Here is a 15582-nt window from a genome sequence, read left to right as displayed (position 1 = left end):
GAAATCGTGCCCCGGTGCTCGGGACGCGGCCGGGTGCTCGAGGGCCCGCGCCGGCCGGGACGCGCCGCTCGCGCGCCCGGCGGGGACGGACGGGTGAGGCTCAGCCGGGGAAACGGCCCGTGGAGCGCAGGTGCCAGCGGCGTTCCGCGTAGGCCAGGTCGTCGCGCCACAGGCGTCCGGCGGCCACCCGCATGAGCGGCCGCAGCAGCGGCGTCACCGTACGGGCCACGGCGAACCCCGGACGGTCCGAGGCCGCCACGATCGCCTCGACGACCGCGGTCCGCGGCCGGCCCCGGTCGTCGGGGCCGAGGGGCGTCGCGTGCGTCTCGACGACCGACCCCCGGCCCTCGCCCTCCGTGATGTGCATGACGACCGTGCGCGGTTCGGGCGCCGTGAACACCGCCCGCACCGGCACGACCAGCCGTCCGGCGAGCTTGAAGGAGACGTCCACCGTGAAACCGTCCGCGTCCCCACCCGCCGCACCCGCCGCACTCGCGCCGGCGTCGTCCTCGACCACGGTCAGGTCGACGAACGAGTACGGGTGGAACCAGGCCCCGTGCCACGGGTCCAGCCGGTTGGCGACGACGTCCTCCGGCTCGCACGTACCGACGCCCACGTAGACCGCGGACACGGCGCCCGACAGGGCCGGCCGGACCGGCACCACCGGCTCCGCCAGCGGCTGCTCGCCGCCCACGTCGTCCAGCCGCACCCACACCAGCACACCGTCGTCGTGCACGGGCAGCGGTTCCCAGCCCGCGAACGGACCGCCCCGCAGCGCGAGCCCGTGCCAGTGGCACACCAGGGTGCCGCAGCGCACCGGACTGTCCCGCAGCGGTGCGCCCAGGTGGGGGCAGACACCGGGCCCGGCGACCAGCCGGCCCTCGGCGTCGCGCCAGACGACCACCTCCCGCCCGGCGACCGTGCGCGCGAGGGGACGGTCGTCACGGACGTCCAGGGTGGCCCCCACGACGTACCAGTTGCCGGACGGGCGTGCCTGCGCCCGCTTCAGCGCCCGCGCGATCACGGCGGGCCGCGCCTCGCGCCACGTCGGGCGCTGCCGCTCCCAGGACACCGGATCCCTGCGCAGCGACAGCGGGAAGCGCCGTTCGCGCCTGCCCGAACGGTCGGGACTCATGCGACCTCCTCGTGCTCACGTTCCGGCGCGTGCGGTGTGCCGTGCGTGCCGGGCAGCCCGGCGGGCGGCCGCGGCGGACCGGTCGGGCTCTTCCGCCGTGCCGCGGCACGGGCGGCCGCCACGCGGACCAGGCCGTCGAGGGCCACCGCCGCGCGCCGCCGGCGGGGCACCACGGCACGGCGGTGGACCACCGCGTACCCGTCGTCGGCGACGGCGTCCAGGATCCCGCCGTACAGCACGAACGCCGTGCGGATGCACGGGCGGGCCACCGGGTCGAGCATGGCGAGCCCCGGCGCCGCCTCGCGGTACACCCCCCGCGTCAGGTCCTCGAAGGCCCTGAGCGCCTCGGTGATCCGGGACTCCCGTCGCCCGGTGCGGCGGGACCACTGGAGCAGGTCCCGGTCGACACCGTGGCTCCCCAGCAGGTCGGCGGGCAGGTAGACGCGGCCCCGGTCGAGGTCCTCGCCCACGTCGCGCAGGAAGTTCGTCAGCTGGAAGGCGACGCCGAGGGCGGCGGCGTGCGGGGCGGCCTCCTCGCGCGGGACGACGGTTCCCAGCACCGGCAGCATCTGCAGCCCGATCACCGCCGCCGAGCCGTGCATGTACGCGCGCAGCTCGTCGTAGGTCGCGTAGTCGGTGACCGAGAGGTCGCTGCGCATGGCGTCCATGAAGTCACGGAAGTGCCCGTGGGGGATGCCGTACCGGCGGGCCGTGTCGGCCAGGGCGAGGACGACCGGGTCGTCGCTGCCGCCGCCGCGCAGACCCTGCTCCAGCCCTTCCTGGAGCACGGCGAGCGCGGACGCGCGGCGGTGCGGCGGGACGTCGGTCTCCAGCGAGTCGACGATGTCGTCGGCCCAGCGGGCGAAGCCGTACAGGGCGTGCACGGCCGGACGCCGCTGCACCGGCAGCAGCCGGGTGGCCAGGAAGTACGTCTTTCCGTGCCGGGCGTTGAGCAGGCGGCAGCGCGTGTAGGCGGCGCGCAGGGCCGGCTCGGTGATGCCCGCCGCGTCCAGTTCGCGGGCGGTCATGACGGGCTTCCTTCCGGGGTGACGAGCGCGGAACGCCCGCGCCGGGAGGGCGGGGCCGCAGCCGTGCGGCCGGTGACGCGGGCCGCGGCGAGCTTGCCCGACAGCAGGACGGTCGGCACGCCGACGCCCGGCGTGGTCCCGCAGCCCGCGAGCACCACGTTGTCGGTGCCGCGGACGAGGTTGCGCGGGCGGAACGGGCCGGTCTGCGCGAAGGTGTGGGCGGCGGAGAAGGGCGTGCCCGCCGCGTGCCCCTGGGCGTGCCAGTCGGCCGGCGTGACCAGGGTCTCGTCCTCGACGGCCGCGGCGATCCCGTCGAACCCGCGCCGCTCCAGTTCCCGCAGAACGCTGTCGCGGTAGCGCGGGGCCAGCTCGCCCCAGGCGGCGGCGTCCGGTCCGATGTCCGTGTTCGGGCAGGGGGCGAGGACGTAGTGCAGGTGCCGTCCGGGCGGGGCGAGCGTCGGGTCGGTGGCGGTGGGCCGGGTGATCAGCAGTGACGGGTCGCTCATCAGCTCTCCCGTACGGGTGAGCTCGTCGAAGGTGCGGCGCCAGGCGGCACCGAAGGAGAGCGTGTGGTGCGCGAGCGCGGGCCACGTCCGGTCGGTGCCGGCGTGCAGCACGACGGCCGACGGCGCGTGGGTGATCCGCAGGGGGCGGCGGGGCGTCCGGCCGAGCAGCCGGTAGGCCACCGGCAGCTCCGGGGTGAGGACGACGGCGTCACAGGCGATGCGCTCGTCGGCGGTGACGACGGCGGTGACCCGGTTGCCGGAGCGCTCCAGCCGGACGACGTCCTGTCCGAAGCGCAGGTCGGCGCCCGCCCGCGCGGCGGCGTCCGCCATGGCGCGCGGCACCGCGTGCATGCCGCCGCGCGGGAAGTACACGCCGGCGACGGTGTCCATGTAGGCGATGACCGCGTACGCGGCGAGGGCGCGGGCCGGCGGGACGCCCGCGTACAGCGCCTGGAAGGAGAAGACCCGGCGCAGCCGTTCGTCGCGCAGATGGCGGCCGATGCGCGCGTCGAGCCGCCCGAAGCCGCCCAGCGCGGCGAGCCGGGCCAGGTCGGGCGTCAGCAGCTGGAGGGGCGAGTCGAAGTTGGTGTCGATGAACCGCCGCATCTGCGCCCGGTAGAGCTGCTCCAGCCAGTGGCGCAGTCTGCGGTACCCCGCGGCCTCCCCGGGCCCCGCGAAGCGCTCGACCTCCGCTTCCATCGCTTCCGCGTCGGTGTGCACGTCGATGCGGCTGCCGTCGGCGAACAGCGCCCGGTAGGCGGGGTGCAGGGGGATCAGGTCGACGTTGTCGCGCAGGTTCTCGCCGACCGCCGCGAAGGCCTCGTCGGCCAGGTCGGGCATGGTGAGGACGGTCGGACCGGTGTCGATGCGGTAGCCGCCGCGCGTCAGCAGGCCCGCGCGGCCGCCCGGCAGCGCGTCGCGTTCGACGATCGTGACGCGGCGGCCGGCGCCCAGCAGGTGGAGCGCGGCCGACAGGCCGGAGAGTCCGGCGCCGACCACGACGACATGGTCGGTGCGTCCGGGAACGGTCCTCATCGCGGGGCCCCTTCGGTGAGCAGCAGCGGGACGGGCATGCCCCCGTCCGGGGGAGGAGGTACGTCGTTGTGCGGGGCGGCCGGACCGTCCCACGGGCCGGCCGCAGCGGACGCGGGGGGCGCGGCCGGGGACGTCCCGGCGGTGGCGTGGAACAGCCCCGTCAGACGCCGCCTCGCCACGGGGTCGAGCACGACCGAGTCGAGGTGGCGCATCCCCTGGGCCACCAGCCGCTCGATCTTCGCCTCGACGGTGTCGCGCGCCCCGACGGCGACGAGGACGTCGCGCACCTCGGCGAGACCGCTGTCCGGCAGGTCCGCCCGGCCGACGGACCGGCGCAGCACCGCGAGGGCGTCGTGGTCGCGGCCCGCCTCCGCGCGGGCCTGGGCCACGGCCATCAGGTAGGTGGGCCGGCCCGCCCGGATGTCACCGCCGACCGGTTTGCCGGCCCGGTGGTCGCCGCCGAACGCGTCGAGGAGGTCGTCGCGCAACTGGAAGGCGATGCCCACGCAGCGGCCCGCCGAGCACAGTGCCCCGGTCCGCGCGGAGTCGGCGCCCGCCAGGGCTGCGCCCAGGGCCAGCGGACGCTCCACCGAGTACAGGGCGCTCTTGAGGCACGCGGCACGGATCGCCCGCGCGAGGGAACGCGAGGACGTGGCCTGTCCCTGTACGTCCAGGTACTGGCCGGCCACCATCTCGGTGCGCATCGCGCTCCACACCTCGCGCACCGCGCGGGCGGTGGCCGGGGGCGCCTCGGTCGCCGCGACGACGTCGTCCGCCCACGCCAGGGCCAGGTCCCCGGCGAGGATCGCGGCGGCCTCGCCGAACCGGGGGCCGTGGGCGGAGGGCACGGTGCCGGCGTACTGGGCGGTGACGTCCGCGTGCAGGGCGGGCCGGCCGCGGCGGAACGCCGAGCCGTCCATCACGTCGTCGTGGACGAGCGCGCACGTCTGGATCAGTTCGAGCGCGGCACCGATGCGCAGCGCGCTCTCCGCCTCGCCCGCCCCTCCGCCGCAGGCGCGCAGCGCCCACCACACGAACCGGGGCCGCATTCGTTTGCCGCCGTCCAGGGTGAAGCGCCTAACGCGTTCGGCGAGGTCCCGCGCGAACACGGGGTCCAGCGCGGCGGCCTGCTCCGCGCGCTCTGCCAGAAGATGGTCGAGGAGACGTCCCACGGCTGCGGGTACGTCGTCGTCGAGGGCGGACAGGTCGCTGACGTCCAGCGGGAAACGGGCGGGCATGGCGCCTTCCGGTCGGCTGTCGGGTGAGGGGCCGCGATCGGCGTGCCCCGGCCGGGTCCCCATCGGACCCGGCCGGGGCGCGCGGGAAGCGCCGGACGGTATGTCCGCCGCGTGGTGGTGTCTCGCTGTGCTGGGGCACATGCCGGTTCCTCCCGTCGTGATCGCAGTGGGCCCTGACTTCAAGTCATTCCGCGCCGGGGACGGTCATGGATGCGCCAGATGAGCGACTCGTGGATCGATTCTGTTCCGCTTCCGCTCCGCCCGCAGGACCGGAGGAAGGCGGTCCGGCGAAAGCGCGCACCAAAACGACGCAAAGACGCTGCGAGTTGTTGCGGCGGTGCATCGCTCCGCATGGTGAGGGAACCGAGGTCGCTCCGAGCGACCCCGCGTCCCGGCTTCCACGGGCGCGGACGGCCGGCACCGGCCGGGCCCGGACCAGAAGCGGACGACCGCCCGCACGAGGAGCAGCCACCATGACGGCACAGCAGGTCACCGAGCGGACCCTTCCGACGGCGGCGGGTCCTGCCCAGGACTTCTTCACCGACGACGAACTGGCGGCGGGCTTCATCAGGGGTGACGAGGCCTGTCTGGCCGCCGCCTACCACCGCTGGGGACTACTGGTCCACACGCTGGCACGCCGCAGTCTGGGCGACGCCCGGGAGGCGGAGGACGTGACGCAGACGGTGTTCCTGGCCGCCTGGCGCGGCCGCTCCGGGTTCCGGCCCGAGCGCGGCCCGCTGTCGGCGTGGCTGGTCGGCATCACCCGGCGCAAGATCGCCGACGCCCTGTCGGCGCGGACCCGGCGGGCCGATCTCGTCGCGGCGGCGGGAGCGCGGCTGTCCGTCACCGCCGACGACCGGCACACCCAGCCCGACGCCGTGCTCGACCGCGTCGTGCTCACCCACGAACTGGCGAGGCTGCCCGCTCCGCAGCGCCGCGTCCTCACCCTCGCCTTCTACTGCGACCTCACCCAGAGCCAGATCGCCGAACTGACGGGCTGGCCCCTCGGCACCGTCAAGAGCCACGCGCGCCGCGGGCTGCACCGGCTCGGCACGCGCGTACGGGAGGAGGGCCCGCAGGCCCGCGTCGACTGATACGTCGCACAATCGATGCGACTCTGCGGACCAGTCCCGGAGAGGGATGCACGACCGGGTGGGCACCGCGCGGCCGCCGGCGAACCGCCGGACGCACCGGGCCCGGCGATCCGTCCGCAGTGCGCCGCACGGCCGACGGTCCGGCCCGGCCTGCATCCGCCGGGCCGTCCGGACGGGAATGCTGGGCGCAGGGCCCTGACGCAGGGCCCTGACGCAGGGCCCGGACACAGGGCCGAGCCGGACGGACAGGACAGGGAGGGCGCGACACGTGCGGGACGCGGACGTCGCCATCGTGGGCGCCGGAGCTGCCGGACTGTCCCTCGCGTACCGGCTGGCACGCGCCGACCCGGCCCGCCGGCCGTCGGTGCTCCTGTTCGAACCCCCGCCGGGCCCGCTGCGCCCGCCGAGCCGCACCTGGTGCTTCTGGGAGCCGGGTCCGGGCCCCTACGACGCCGTCCTGACCGCCGAATGGCAGCGCCTGCGGGTCCACACCCCCGAAGGGCGTCGCATCGAGGACGGCATCGCGCCCCTGCGCTACAAGATGATCCGCTCCGACGACTTCGAGGCGTTCGTCGGACGCGAACTGGCACACCGCGACCACGTCCGCCGCATCGAGGCGACCGTCGAGACGGTGGACGCAGTCGCCGACGGAGCGGAGATCCGGGCCCGCACCGCCGACGGCCGCCCGCTGACCGTGCGCGCCCGCTGGGTCTTCGACTCCCGGCCGCTCGGGAGCCTGCCGGCGGCCCGCACCACCCTGTTGCAGCACTTCCACGGCTGGTTCGTCCGCGCGGCACGGCCGGTGTTCGACCCCGCTTGCGTCGACCTCATGGATTTCCGGGTCCCGCAGCCCCCGCACGGACTGGCCTTCGGCTACGTCCTGCCGACGAGCCCCCGCGAGGCCCTCGTCGAGTACACGGAGTTCTCCGGCGCGCCCCTGTCCCGGACGGCCTACGAGGCCGCGCTGGACCGGTACACCCACGGGGCGCTGGGACTCGGGGCGTTCGAGGTGACCGCGACGGAGACCGGTGTGATTCCCATGACGGACGCGCGGTTCGCGCGCCGGACCGCGCCGTCGGTCTTCCGGATCGGCGCGGCGGGCGGCGCCACCCGTCCGTCGACCGGTTACACCTTCGCCGCCGTCCAGCGCCAGACGCGGGCCGTCGCGGCAGCGCTGGCCGCCGGCCGCCACCCGCTGCCCCCTGTTCCCCACTCGGCCCGCTCCCGCGCCATGGACGCGGTGCTGCTGCGTGCTCTGGACAGCGGACGCGTCGGCGGCGCCGAGGTCTTCTCGAAGCTCTTCTCCCAGGTCCCGGCGGAGCGGCTGCTGCGCTTCCTGGACGGCCGGACCCGCCTCCACGAGGACCTCTCGGTCGGCGCGCACACCCCCGTGCTGCCCATGCTCCGTTCCGTCATGGACCTGTCCCGCCTGCCCCGCAGTCCCTTCCCCCGCCCCTGACCCCCGCCCCCGATGCCCCCGACCGCCGGACCGGCGACGTCCGCGCGACAGCCCGCCCCACGCCACCGAGGAGACCTCATGACCCTGCTGCTGCGCGACGCGGACCTGGCCGCCGCGTTCGACCATGCCGCCCGCAGCTACGACACCCTGGTGGCCGCCAACCCCGGCTACCACGCCCATCTGCGGCGCTCCGCGCGCCGCCTCGGCCTGCCGCACGGCGGAGCCGGTCTGCGCATCCTCGACCTGGGCTGCGGCACCGGCGCTTCCACCGCCGCCCTCGCCGCCGTCTTCCCCGAGGCGCGGATCACCGCGGTGGACGCCTCCGCCGGCTTCGAGCAGGTGCGGGCGCTGCCCCTGCCCGGCTGGCAGACCGGCATCACCCACACCGTCGTCGCCCGCCGGCCCGGCTCCGCCACGGCGGTCGGGCGATGACGGCGGCTCGCCGGCCCGAGGCGGCCCGCCGCGGCAGGGACCGCATGGCCCGCACGATCCGCCCCCGGCCGGGCGCGCCCGCGCTCACCGGTGACCACCGGCCGACCACCGCCGTGGTGGGCGGCGGCATCGCCGGCCTGGCGGCGGCGACGGCCCTGGCCGAACGGGGCGTACGCGTCACGCTCCACGAACGCGAACCGGCCCTCGGCGGACGCCTGGCCGGGTGGCGGACCGCGTTGGCCGACGGCAGCACCGTCACGATGAGCCGCGGCTTCCACGCGTTCTTCCGCCAGTACTACAACCTGCGCGGACTGCTGCGGCGCACCGATCCGGGGCTCCGCCGCCTCACGGGCCTGCCCGACTACCCGCTGCGCCACAGCAGCGGCACGCACGACAGCTTCCGGCACGTTCCGCGCACCCCGCCGTGGAGCGCGCTGGGCTTCGTCGCGCTGAGCCCCACCTTCGGCCTGCGCGACCTCGCCCGCATGAACCCGGTCGCCGCGCTGCCCCTGCTGGACGTGCGGGTACCGGACGTGTACACGCGCCTCGACGACATCAGCGCCCACGACTTCCTGGAGTCGGTCCGCTTCCCCGAGGCCGCGCACCACCTCGCGTTCGAGGTGTTCTCCCGGAGCTTCTTCGCCGACCCTCGTGGCCTGTCGGCGGCGGAGATGGTGCTGATGTTCCACATCTACTTCCTCGGCTCCGCCGAAGGCCTGCTCTTCGACGTGCCCGACGAGCCCTTTCCCGCCGCGCTCTGGGACCCCCTGGCCGGCTACCTGGAGGGCCACGGCGCCGAACTGCGGACCGGTACGTCCGTCGAGGCGGTCGAACCCACCGGGGACGGCGGCTTCCTCGTGGCCGCCGCGGGCGAGGAGCGGCGGTACGACACCGTGGTCCTCGCCCTGGACACGGCCGGGCTGCGTTCCGTCGTCGCCGGTTCCCCGCGGCTGGCCGACGCCGCATGGCGCGAACGCGTGGCCGGGCTCCGCAACGCCCCGCCCTTCCTGGTCTCGCGCCTGTGGCTGGACCGTCCCGTCGCCGCCGACCGGCCCGGCTTCCTCGGCACCAGCGGCTACGGCTCCCTCGACAACGTCAGCGTGCTGGAACGCTGGGAGGGCGAGGCGGCGCGCTGGGCCGCCCGCACCGGGGGCTCCGTCGTGGAACTGCACGCCTACGCCCTGCCGGAGGGGGCCTCCCACGACGTCGAACAGCGCCGTCTGCTGGAGCAGTTGCACCGGGTGTACCCGGAGACGCGCGCGGCGAGGGTCGTCGACGCGCGCCACGAGTGGCGGGCCGACTGCCCGCTGTTCCCCGTCGGGGGATACGGCGATCGGCCGGCCGTGCGCACCACCGACCCCGGGCTGGTCGTCGCCGGCGACCTGGTCCGCACCGACCTGCCGGTGGCCCTCATGGAACGGGCGGCCACGAGCGGCTTCCTCGCCGCCAACGCCCTTCTGGAACGCTGGGGGGTCGCGGGCCAGACCCTGTGGACCGTGCCCGACCGCGGGCGTGGTGCGCTGCTGCGCGGGCTCGCGCGTGTGGGTGGGGACCGGCGGCGAGAGGTTGCGCGCGCCGTGCCGACTGCGAGACGGTTGTCGAAAGACAACATTTTCCAGCTGTAGGAAGGGGGTGGGGAAGCGCACCGCGCGTTCCCCCGCTCGTGATCTCCTCACCAGGTTCCCCCACCCGTCCCCACGGTGGCGCCGGCAGCGTCGGCGCCACCTGGAACGACGCTCCCTACCCGGTTCTCGTCATGGGACGCGGGGGCGGCGTCGTCGAGATCAACGAGGCCGCCCGCTCGATCCTGCCCCGGCCCGCCGGCGACGACCGGACGGAGCGGTCCGTACCGTCCTGGCTGTCCGACGCGCACCACAGGCTGACGCGGACGGGCACCGGGACCCGTCCGCCGGAGCCGGCCGAGGGGACGATCGACGAGCGCACGTTCCGGGCCCATCCGACCACCGGCCCGGACCTCGGCGGTGACGTGGTGTGGTGGCTGGTCGAGGACACCGACCTCAGGCTCACCGAGCAGGCCCTGAGGAGTTCACGGGAGCGGGCCGCCGTCCTGGCCGAGGTCTCCAGCGCCCTGCTGTCGTCGCTCAACGTCGACCAGTGCCTGGAGGCGACCGCGAGGATGGCCGCCGACCATCTCGCGGACGCCGCCGTGGTCGTCTCCCCGGCCTCGGGACGCCGCCACGCCCTGACGTACGCCGACGACGGGGGCCGTGCCGTCCGGGCCACCCTCGAGATCGACACCGACTCGGTCCCCGGGCTGGCCGAGGCGCTCCAGGGTTTCCCGCCCGTTCCCGCCCGCTGGATCAGCCCGGACGACATCCCGGACTGGGCGGTCCCGCCCGGCTTCACCGGGTCCATCGGCTCGGTGATCGTCGCCCCGCTGCCCGGTCACGGCGTCCCGGCCGGTGCGCTGGTCCTGCTCCGGGCCGGCGGCCACCGGGCGTTCAGCGAGGGCGAGGAGATCTTCGCGCGCCTGTTCGCCGCCCGGGCGGGGGCCGCACTGTCCGCGGCCCGTCTCTACGCCGAGCAGTCGTCCATCGCCGCGGTGCTGATGCGGGAACTCCTGCCGCCCACCGTGCGGCACGTGCACGGCGTCGGCTACGCCGGCCGGTACCGCGCCTCCCGCGACCACGAACGGATCGGCGGCGACTTCTACGACGTGCACCCCGGCGCGGACCCCTCGCAGGAGACGCTGGTGGTGCTGGGGGACGTCGCCGGCAAGGGGCTGGAGGCCGCCGCGCTGACCGGCAAGATCCGCAGCATCCTCCAGGCACTGCTGCCGCTCGCCGGTGACCACCAGCGGGTGCTCACCCTCCTCAACGGCGCCCTGCTCAACTCCCACCACACCCGGTTCGCCACCCTGATGCTGGTGTCCGCACGGCGCCGGGCCGGACAGGTCCACCTGCGGGTGACCAGCGCCGGCCATCTGCCCGCGCTGATCGTGCGCCGCGACGGACAGGTGGAGGAGGTCGACACCTCCGGTCAGCTCATCGGTGCCATCCCGCAGGTGACCGCCCGCACCGCGACAGCCGTCCTGGGCCCCGGCGAAACGTGCCTGCTGTACACCGACGGCATCACCGAGGCCCGCGGCGGTCCCCTGGGCGACCAGATGTACGGTGAGCACCGGCTGCGCGCCGCCCTGGCCGAATGCGCGAGAATGCCGGCGGAAGCGGTGGTGGAACGCGTGCAGATGCTCGCGGCGCAGTGGCTGGGCGGGAGCAGGCACGACGACATGGCGGCCCTGGCCGTCACCAATCCGACGAACAACCGAGGACAGCTCCACCTCGTGGACGGACACACCGCCCGGACCCGGGCCGCGCAGGACTGGACGGAGGAAGAGGGCGCATGACCGATGCGCGAACGACCGATCGCGAGGCCGCTCCGTTGCGCGAGCGGCTGTGGGCGGCGGCCGTGGACGCGGACGAGGCGGGTGCGGTCGCCGTCCTGCGCGGCGCCGCGCAGGACGGCTGGCCCAAAGAGGCGCTGCTCCTCGACGTCGTCGCCGCGGTGCAGCGACGGGTGGGCGAGGAGTGGGCCGCCAACCGGATCACGGTGGCCGCCGAACACGCCGCCACCGCCGTCACCGCCGGCGCCGTCGCGGCCCTCGCCCACGACCTCCCCCGGCCCACCGGTCACCGGCCGCGGGTGACCGTGGCCTGCGTGGACGGGGAGTGGCACGCCCTGCCGGCCCGGCTGGTGGCGGAGACCCTGCGCTGTCGCGGCTGGCGGGTGGACTTCCTGGGCGCCCACGTGCCGACGCCTCACCTCGTCGCCCACCTGCACGCCACCGGCCCCGAGGCCGTCCTGCTCTCGGCGTCGCTCCCCACCCGGCTGCCCACGGCGCACGCGGCGCTCACGGCGTGCCAGTCGACAGGCGTCCCCGTCCTGGTGGGCGGCGCCGCCTTCGGCCCCGACGGCCGCGAGGCCCGCGCCGTGCGCGCCGACGGCTGGGCCGCGAACGCGCGGCACGCCGCCGACCTGCTGGAGGCAGGTGTCGAGAAGCCGTCCGGGACGGCCGCACGGCACCAGGTCGACGACCTGCCGCACCTGGCCGACCAGGAGTACACACTGATCACCCGCACCAGGGCCGCCCTGGTGCGGCAGGTGCTGCACGACCTGTGGGAGCGGTACCCCGTGCTGCGGTCGTACACCCCGGAACAGCAGGACCGCACGGCCGAGGACCTCCAGCACATCATCGAGTTCCTGGCCACGGCCCTCTACTTCGACGACCCGGACATCTTCGCCCGGTTCGTCGGCTGGACCACCGGCATCCTCACCGCGCGAGGCGTCCCCGTCGAGTCGCTCCACCTCGGCCTGACGGTGCTCGCCGGCCACCTGTACGACTTCCCCCGCGCACGGCGCTTCCTGAACGAGACGGCGCCGGCCCTCGACCCGTTCGCCACCACCCTCTCCGTCACCGGCACAGGAACACCCGCATGAGCACGCACGTCCCCTTCCAGATCACCACCGCGGCCTCCGGCCCGAGCGCCCTCACCGTGGCGGTCGTGGGTGAACTCGACCACGACGCCGGGCACTTCCCGGCCCTGCTCACGTGCGCCATCGAGGATCACGAGCGGGAGCACGGGGCGACGCTGCGGGACCTGCACCTGGACTGCGCCGACCTCACCCTGATCGACTCGACGGGGCTGGCCATGCTGCTCATGCTCCGCCGGCGGACCTACCCGGCCGGGATCACCCTGCACCTCGACAACCGGCCCGCCCACCTGGAGCGCATGCTCCAGCTCACCGGTACCACCGAGTACCTCACCGAGCCCCAGCCCCATGCGGGGCGGCGCACCGACGAGACGGACAGCGCACCGGCGCCCTGACATCGCCCGCGCTCCGACGCCGACCGCTCGCCGACGCCGCCGCGCTCCGACGCCGACCGCTCACGCGGACCCGGGCGGCGGAGCCCCGCGTCCGCCGCCCGCCTCGCCGCCCCGCCCGCCCGCCGCACGGTGGCCGGCGGGCGAGCGGGCCCCGGCCGTCCGCGTGATCAGTCCAGTGCGGCGCCGCGCGCCGCGGCCTCGCGCTCGGTGCCGGCGTCGGCCGTCGCCAGGGTGCCGTTCGCGCTCTCGAGGTGGGCGCGGACGAACCACTGGAACTGCTCCAGGTCCCGCAACTGCTCGATCAGCAGGTCCTCGGTGGCGGGATCGAGGTCGCCGACCTCCTTGATCGAGCTCCGTACGCCCTCGATCAGACCGGTGTAGACCATGTCGAGGGCGCCGAGGTGCGCGATCGCGCTGTCCCGTCCGATGGAGTAGTCCTGCCACGTCCGCTCCTCGACCAGCGCGCCGGGCGTGCCCTGCGCGACCCCGCCCAGGGCCGCGATGCGCTCGGCCACGTCGTCGGCCATCTCACGCACCCGGTCGACCTGGGGGTCGATCATCTCGTGCACGGAGATGAAGTGGGGCCCCACCACGTTCCAGTGCACGTGCTTGAGGGTGAGGTGCAGATCGTTCAGGGCGTGCAGCCGCAGGCGCAGCGCGCCGATGAGACGGCCGGCGGTCTCCCGCTCGATGCCCGGAACGGTGTACTTGGGAGTCAGGTCCTTCGCCATCTGCGCAGCTCCTTCAGGTCATGGGGTGTTCGGTGCCCTGGTGCCCCGCACCCGGTGCGACAGGCCTGTGAACCGCGTCGCTCCACCGATCGGACCACCGGTTCGGCCGCGGCGCGGTCCGGAGACCGCCGTACGGGTGCCGGCGCCGGACGGACCTGGCGCGCCCGGTCCGGCATCCGGGCGGGGTGCCGCGAGCAGTACCGCCGATATTCCGGGCCTGCCGGCCGCCCGGATGCACACGGGGTTCCACCAGGGCCGTGGCCTGGGCCAGTAGGGTGAAAGGGTGAACGAGGGGAGATCGGTGAGAGCGGCGCGTAGCCTGGCGACGCTGGACGACGTGGAGAGCGGCGACCACGTCTGTCAGTTCCTGGAACCGGCCGAGAACGCCGTGGAGCGCAGCCGCGCCTTCATGGCCGACGGCGTGCTCTTCGGTGACAAGCTGGTCATCGTCGGCACGGACGACCGTCCCGCTCCGGACATCGCCGACGCGCCGGCCCGCGTCGTCCTGGATCCCGCCCGGCTGGACGGCTCCCTGCTGGCCGCCGTGCGCAGGGAGGCCGCGAGCGCCGGACGCGAGGGTTTCCGGGCCCTGCGGATCCTGCGGCACGTGAGGGCCGACCACCGTGACGCCCGGCCCGACACCATGCTGCAGAGCGAACTGGACCTGGAGGAGTTCGCCGCGGACAGCGGTGCGATGGTGCTGTGCACCTATCGCCCCGCAGACTGGGACCCGCCGACACTCGACCAAGTCAGGTGCGTGCATCCGCACCACGTGGGCAGCCGACCCGCAGCGCCTGAGTTCCGGGTGTACACAACCGGAGAGGGCCGTTGGACGGTGAGCGGAGTGATCGATTCCGAGGGTGCCGCGGCGTTCGGCGCGGTACTGCGCAGCCTGGTCGCACACGCCGCGACCCTCCACCTGATATGTCACGACCTCGAGTTCTTCGACGCGGCCGGCATGCGCGCCCTGGCCGACGCCGCCAGATTTCTGCCGGAGCGAGTGGTGATCATCGAGGGGGCCAACGAGACCGTGCGCCTGAGCTGGGGGCTCTCGGGATACGCCGTACCGGAGGTGCCGGTGGTGATGGAACCATGACCATGTCGTCCCCGAGGGACCTCGCGGAGACCCCTGCGGGGTACCGGCACGAGCTGTATCCGTACCGGGGCCACCAGGAGTTCCTCGACGGCACCCTGGACTTCATCCACGAGGCGCTCGACGGGGACGAGGCCGTCGTCGTGGCCGTGCCCCAGGACAAGGTGACGCTGCTGCGCGCGGAGCTTCCCCAGCTGTCGGCGGTCCGCTTCGTCGACACCGGCGCCGTCGCCCACCACCCCGGCCGCCTCATCGCCGCCTGGCAGCGGTGGATAGGAGAACACACCGCCGAGGGCCGGCCCGTGCGGGGCATCGGCGAATCGCCCTGGGAGGCCGCCCGCAGCCGCGCCGAGGTGCGCGAACTGCAGTACTACGAGTGGCTGCTGAACAAAGCCTTCGCCCACAGCCCCGCCTGGTGGCTGCTGTGCCCGTACGACGCCGACGGAGGGTACGCCGACCTGAAGGCGATGACACGCTGTCATCCCGAGGTGCGCCGCGACGGCCGCTCGCAGGCGAGCGACGGATACGACGCGGAGGCGGCCTACCCGTTCGAGCCCCTCGACCGCCCGTGCGACCCGTACGAGGAGATGCGCTACGCCGGCGGAGACCTGTCCGCGGTGCGCGCGAAGATCGCCGAGTGCGCCCGGCGGCACGGCCTGGACGGCCCGCGGCTGAGGGAACTGTCCCTCGCCGCCACGGAGATCGCGGGCAACAGCATCAAGCACGGCGGCGGCCACGGAGTGCTCCGGACCTGGGTCGAGGACGACCGCATGATCTGCGAGTTCCGCGACCGCGGCTACCTGGACGACCCCCTCGTGGGGCGGACCGGACCGAACGCCGCGCAGGTCGGAGGCCGCGGACTGTGGCTGGCCCACCATCTCTGCGACCTCGTCGAGATCCGGTCCACCCCCGAGGAGGGGACGACCGTCCGCCTGCACACCGCACTGCGCGACTGAAGGCGGCCGGCGGGCCCCCGCCGGCCGG

The 15582-nt window shown here is 74.8% G+C and carries 13 protein-coding genes and 1 pseudogene; 9 read left to right on the top strand and 5 right to left on the bottom strand.

All coding sequences use genetic code 11. The annotated features are described in order from the left end of the window. Positions 1–100 precede the first annotated feature (100 nt). Genes ACIP5W_RS17935 through ACIP5W_RS17920 form a run of 4 tightly spaced genes read right to left on the bottom strand, consistent with a single transcriptional unit; the run spans position 101 to position 5083 of the window. On the bottom strand, positions 101–1135 hold the full coding sequence (locus tag ACIP5W_RS17935) for a DUF5914 domain-containing protein (protein ID WP_401473795.1): 1035 nt from the start codon (positions 1133–1135) through the stop codon (positions 101–103). Continuing rightward, on the bottom strand, positions 1132–2163 hold the full coding sequence (locus ACIP5W_RS17930; protein WP_401473792.1) for a phytoene/squalene synthase family protein: 1032 nt from the start codon (positions 2161–2163) through the stop codon (positions 1132–1134). The genes ACIP5W_RS17935 and ACIP5W_RS17930 overlap by 4 nt, the downstream gene beginning before the upstream one ends. After that, a complete protein-coding gene (locus ACIP5W_RS17925; protein WP_401473789.1) occupies positions 2160–3704 on the bottom strand; it encodes a phytoene desaturase in 1545 nt (514 codons plus the stop codon). The genes ACIP5W_RS17930 and ACIP5W_RS17925 overlap by 4 nt, the downstream gene beginning before the upstream one ends. After that, positions 3701–5083, bottom strand: a complete 1383-nt coding sequence (locus ACIP5W_RS17920) for a polyprenyl synthetase family protein (RefSeq protein WP_401473786.1) — start codon at positions 5081–5083, stop codon at positions 3701–3703. Before ACIP5W_RS17920 ends, ACIP5W_RS17925 begins: the two co-directional genes overlap by 4 nt. A 332-nt stretch (positions 5084–5415) precedes the next feature. Here ACIP5W_RS17920 and ACIP5W_RS17915 point away from each other — a divergent pair, with 332 nt between their 5' ends. The 7 genes and pseudogenes from ACIP5W_RS17915 (at position 5416) to ACIP5W_RS17885 (ending at position 12774) form a co-directional block, all read left to right on the top strand. After that, positions 5416–6036 (top strand): RNA polymerase sigma factor, encoded by a 621-nt coding sequence (locus tag ACIP5W_RS17915; protein ID WP_401473783.1) that lies wholly within the window; start codon positions 5416–5418, stop codon positions 6034–6036. A gap of 268 nt (positions 6037–6304) precedes the next feature. After that, positions 6305–7495, top strand: coding sequence for a lycopene cyclase family protein (locus ACIP5W_RS17910; protein WP_401473780.1), 1191 nt, complete (start codon positions 6305–6307; stop codon positions 7493–7495). A gap of 78 nt (positions 7496–7573) precedes the next feature. Further along, positions 7574–7826: pseudogene (locus tag ACIP5W_RS17905) on the top strand (methyltransferase domain-containing protein); the annotation flags it as partial. A 97-nt stretch (positions 7827–7923) separates the two neighbouring features. After that, positions 7924–9552, top strand: a complete 1629-nt coding sequence (locus ACIP5W_RS17900; RefSeq protein WP_401473777.1) for an FAD-dependent oxidoreductase — start codon at positions 7924–7926, stop codon at positions 9550–9552. Between the two features lie 131 nt (positions 9553–9683). Beyond that, positions 9684–11294, top strand: a complete 1611-nt coding sequence (locus tag ACIP5W_RS17895; RefSeq protein ID WP_401473774.1) for a PP2C family protein-serine/threonine phosphatase — start codon at positions 9684–9686, stop codon at positions 11292–11294. Next, positions 11291–12385, top strand: a complete 1095-nt coding sequence (locus tag ACIP5W_RS17890; protein WP_401473772.1) for a B12-binding domain-containing protein — start codon at positions 11291–11293, stop codon at positions 12383–12385. Before ACIP5W_RS17895 ends, ACIP5W_RS17890 begins: the two co-directional genes overlap by 4 nt. Continuing rightward, positions 12382–12774, top strand: coding sequence for an STAS domain-containing protein (locus tag ACIP5W_RS17885; protein WP_401473769.1), 393 nt, complete (start codon positions 12382–12384; stop codon positions 12772–12774). The genes ACIP5W_RS17890 and ACIP5W_RS17885 overlap by 4 nt, the downstream gene beginning before the upstream one ends. Positions 12775–12941: 167 nt before the next feature. On the opposite strand, the gene ACIP5W_RS17880 is transcribed toward ACIP5W_RS17885, so the two are convergent. Next, positions 12942–13505: a DNA starvation/stationary phase protection protein gene (locus ACIP5W_RS17880; protein ID WP_366060596.1), complete on the bottom strand. Its 564-nt coding sequence runs from the start codon at positions 13503–13505 to the stop codon at positions 12942–12944. Between the two features lie 301 nt (positions 13506–13806). Here ACIP5W_RS17880 and ACIP5W_RS17875 point away from each other — a divergent pair, with 301 nt between their 5' ends. Then, entirely contained in the window at positions 13807–14601 is a 795-nt protein-coding gene (locus ACIP5W_RS17875; RefSeq protein WP_401473765.1) for an MEDS domain-containing protein, read from the top strand. Then, positions 14598–15554 (top strand): anti-sigma factor RsbA family regulatory protein, encoded by a 957-nt coding sequence (locus tag ACIP5W_RS17870; RefSeq protein WP_401473762.1) that lies wholly within the window; start codon positions 14598–14600, stop codon positions 15552–15554. The genes ACIP5W_RS17875 and ACIP5W_RS17870 overlap by 4 nt, the downstream gene beginning before the upstream one ends. Positions 15555–15582 lie beyond the last annotated feature (28 nt).

This window comes from Streptomyces sp. NPDC088766 (assembly GCF_044750845.1).
In the GTDB taxonomy this organism is placed as follows: domain Bacteria; phylum Actinomycetota; class Actinomycetes; order Streptomycetales; family Streptomycetaceae; genus Streptomyces.
The sequence above is the reverse complement of the archived record's forward strand: the minus strand, read 5'-3'. Positions and strand labels throughout refer to the sequence as shown.

Coding starts and splice junctions, on each gene's coding strand:
- ACIP5W_RS17930 (WP_401473792.1), bottom strand. CDS start 2,163: ATGACCGCCCGCGAACTGGACGCGGCGGGCATCACCGAGCCGGCCCTG.
- ACIP5W_RS17880 (WP_366060596.1), bottom strand. CDS start 13,505: ATGGCGAAGGACCTGACTCCCAAGTACACCGTTCCGGGCATCGAGCGG.
- ACIP5W_RS17870 (WP_401473762.1), top strand. CDS start 14,598: ATGACCATGTCGTCCCCGAGGGACCTCGCGGAGACCCCTGCGGGGTAC.
- ACIP5W_RS17935 (WP_401473795.1), bottom strand. CDS start 1,135: ATGAGTCCCGACCGTTCGGGCAGGCGCGAACGGCGCTTCCCGCTGTCG.
- ACIP5W_RS17900 (WP_401473777.1), top strand. CDS start 7,924: ATGACGGCGGCTCGCCGGCCCGAGGCGGCCCGCCGCGGCAGGGACCGC.
- ACIP5W_RS17895 (WP_401473774.1), top strand. CDS start 9,684: ATGGGACGCGGGGGCGGCGTCGTCGAGATCAACGAGGCCGCCCGCTCG.
- ACIP5W_RS17890 (WP_401473772.1), top strand. CDS start 11,291: ATGACCGATGCGCGAACGACCGATCGCGAGGCCGCTCCGTTGCGCGAG.
- ACIP5W_RS17925 (WP_401473789.1), bottom strand. CDS start 3,704: ATGAGGACCGTTCCCGGACGCACCGACCATGTCGTCGTGGTCGGCGCC.
- ACIP5W_RS17920 (WP_401473786.1), bottom strand. CDS start 5,083: ATGTGCCCCAGCACAGCGAGACACCACCACGCGGCGGACATACCGTCC.
- ACIP5W_RS17915 (WP_401473783.1), top strand. CDS start 5,416: ATGACGGCACAGCAGGTCACCGAGCGGACCCTTCCGACGGCGGCGGGT.
- ACIP5W_RS17885 (WP_401473769.1), top strand. CDS start 12,382: ATGAGCACGCACGTCCCCTTCCAGATCACCACCGCGGCCTCCGGCCCG.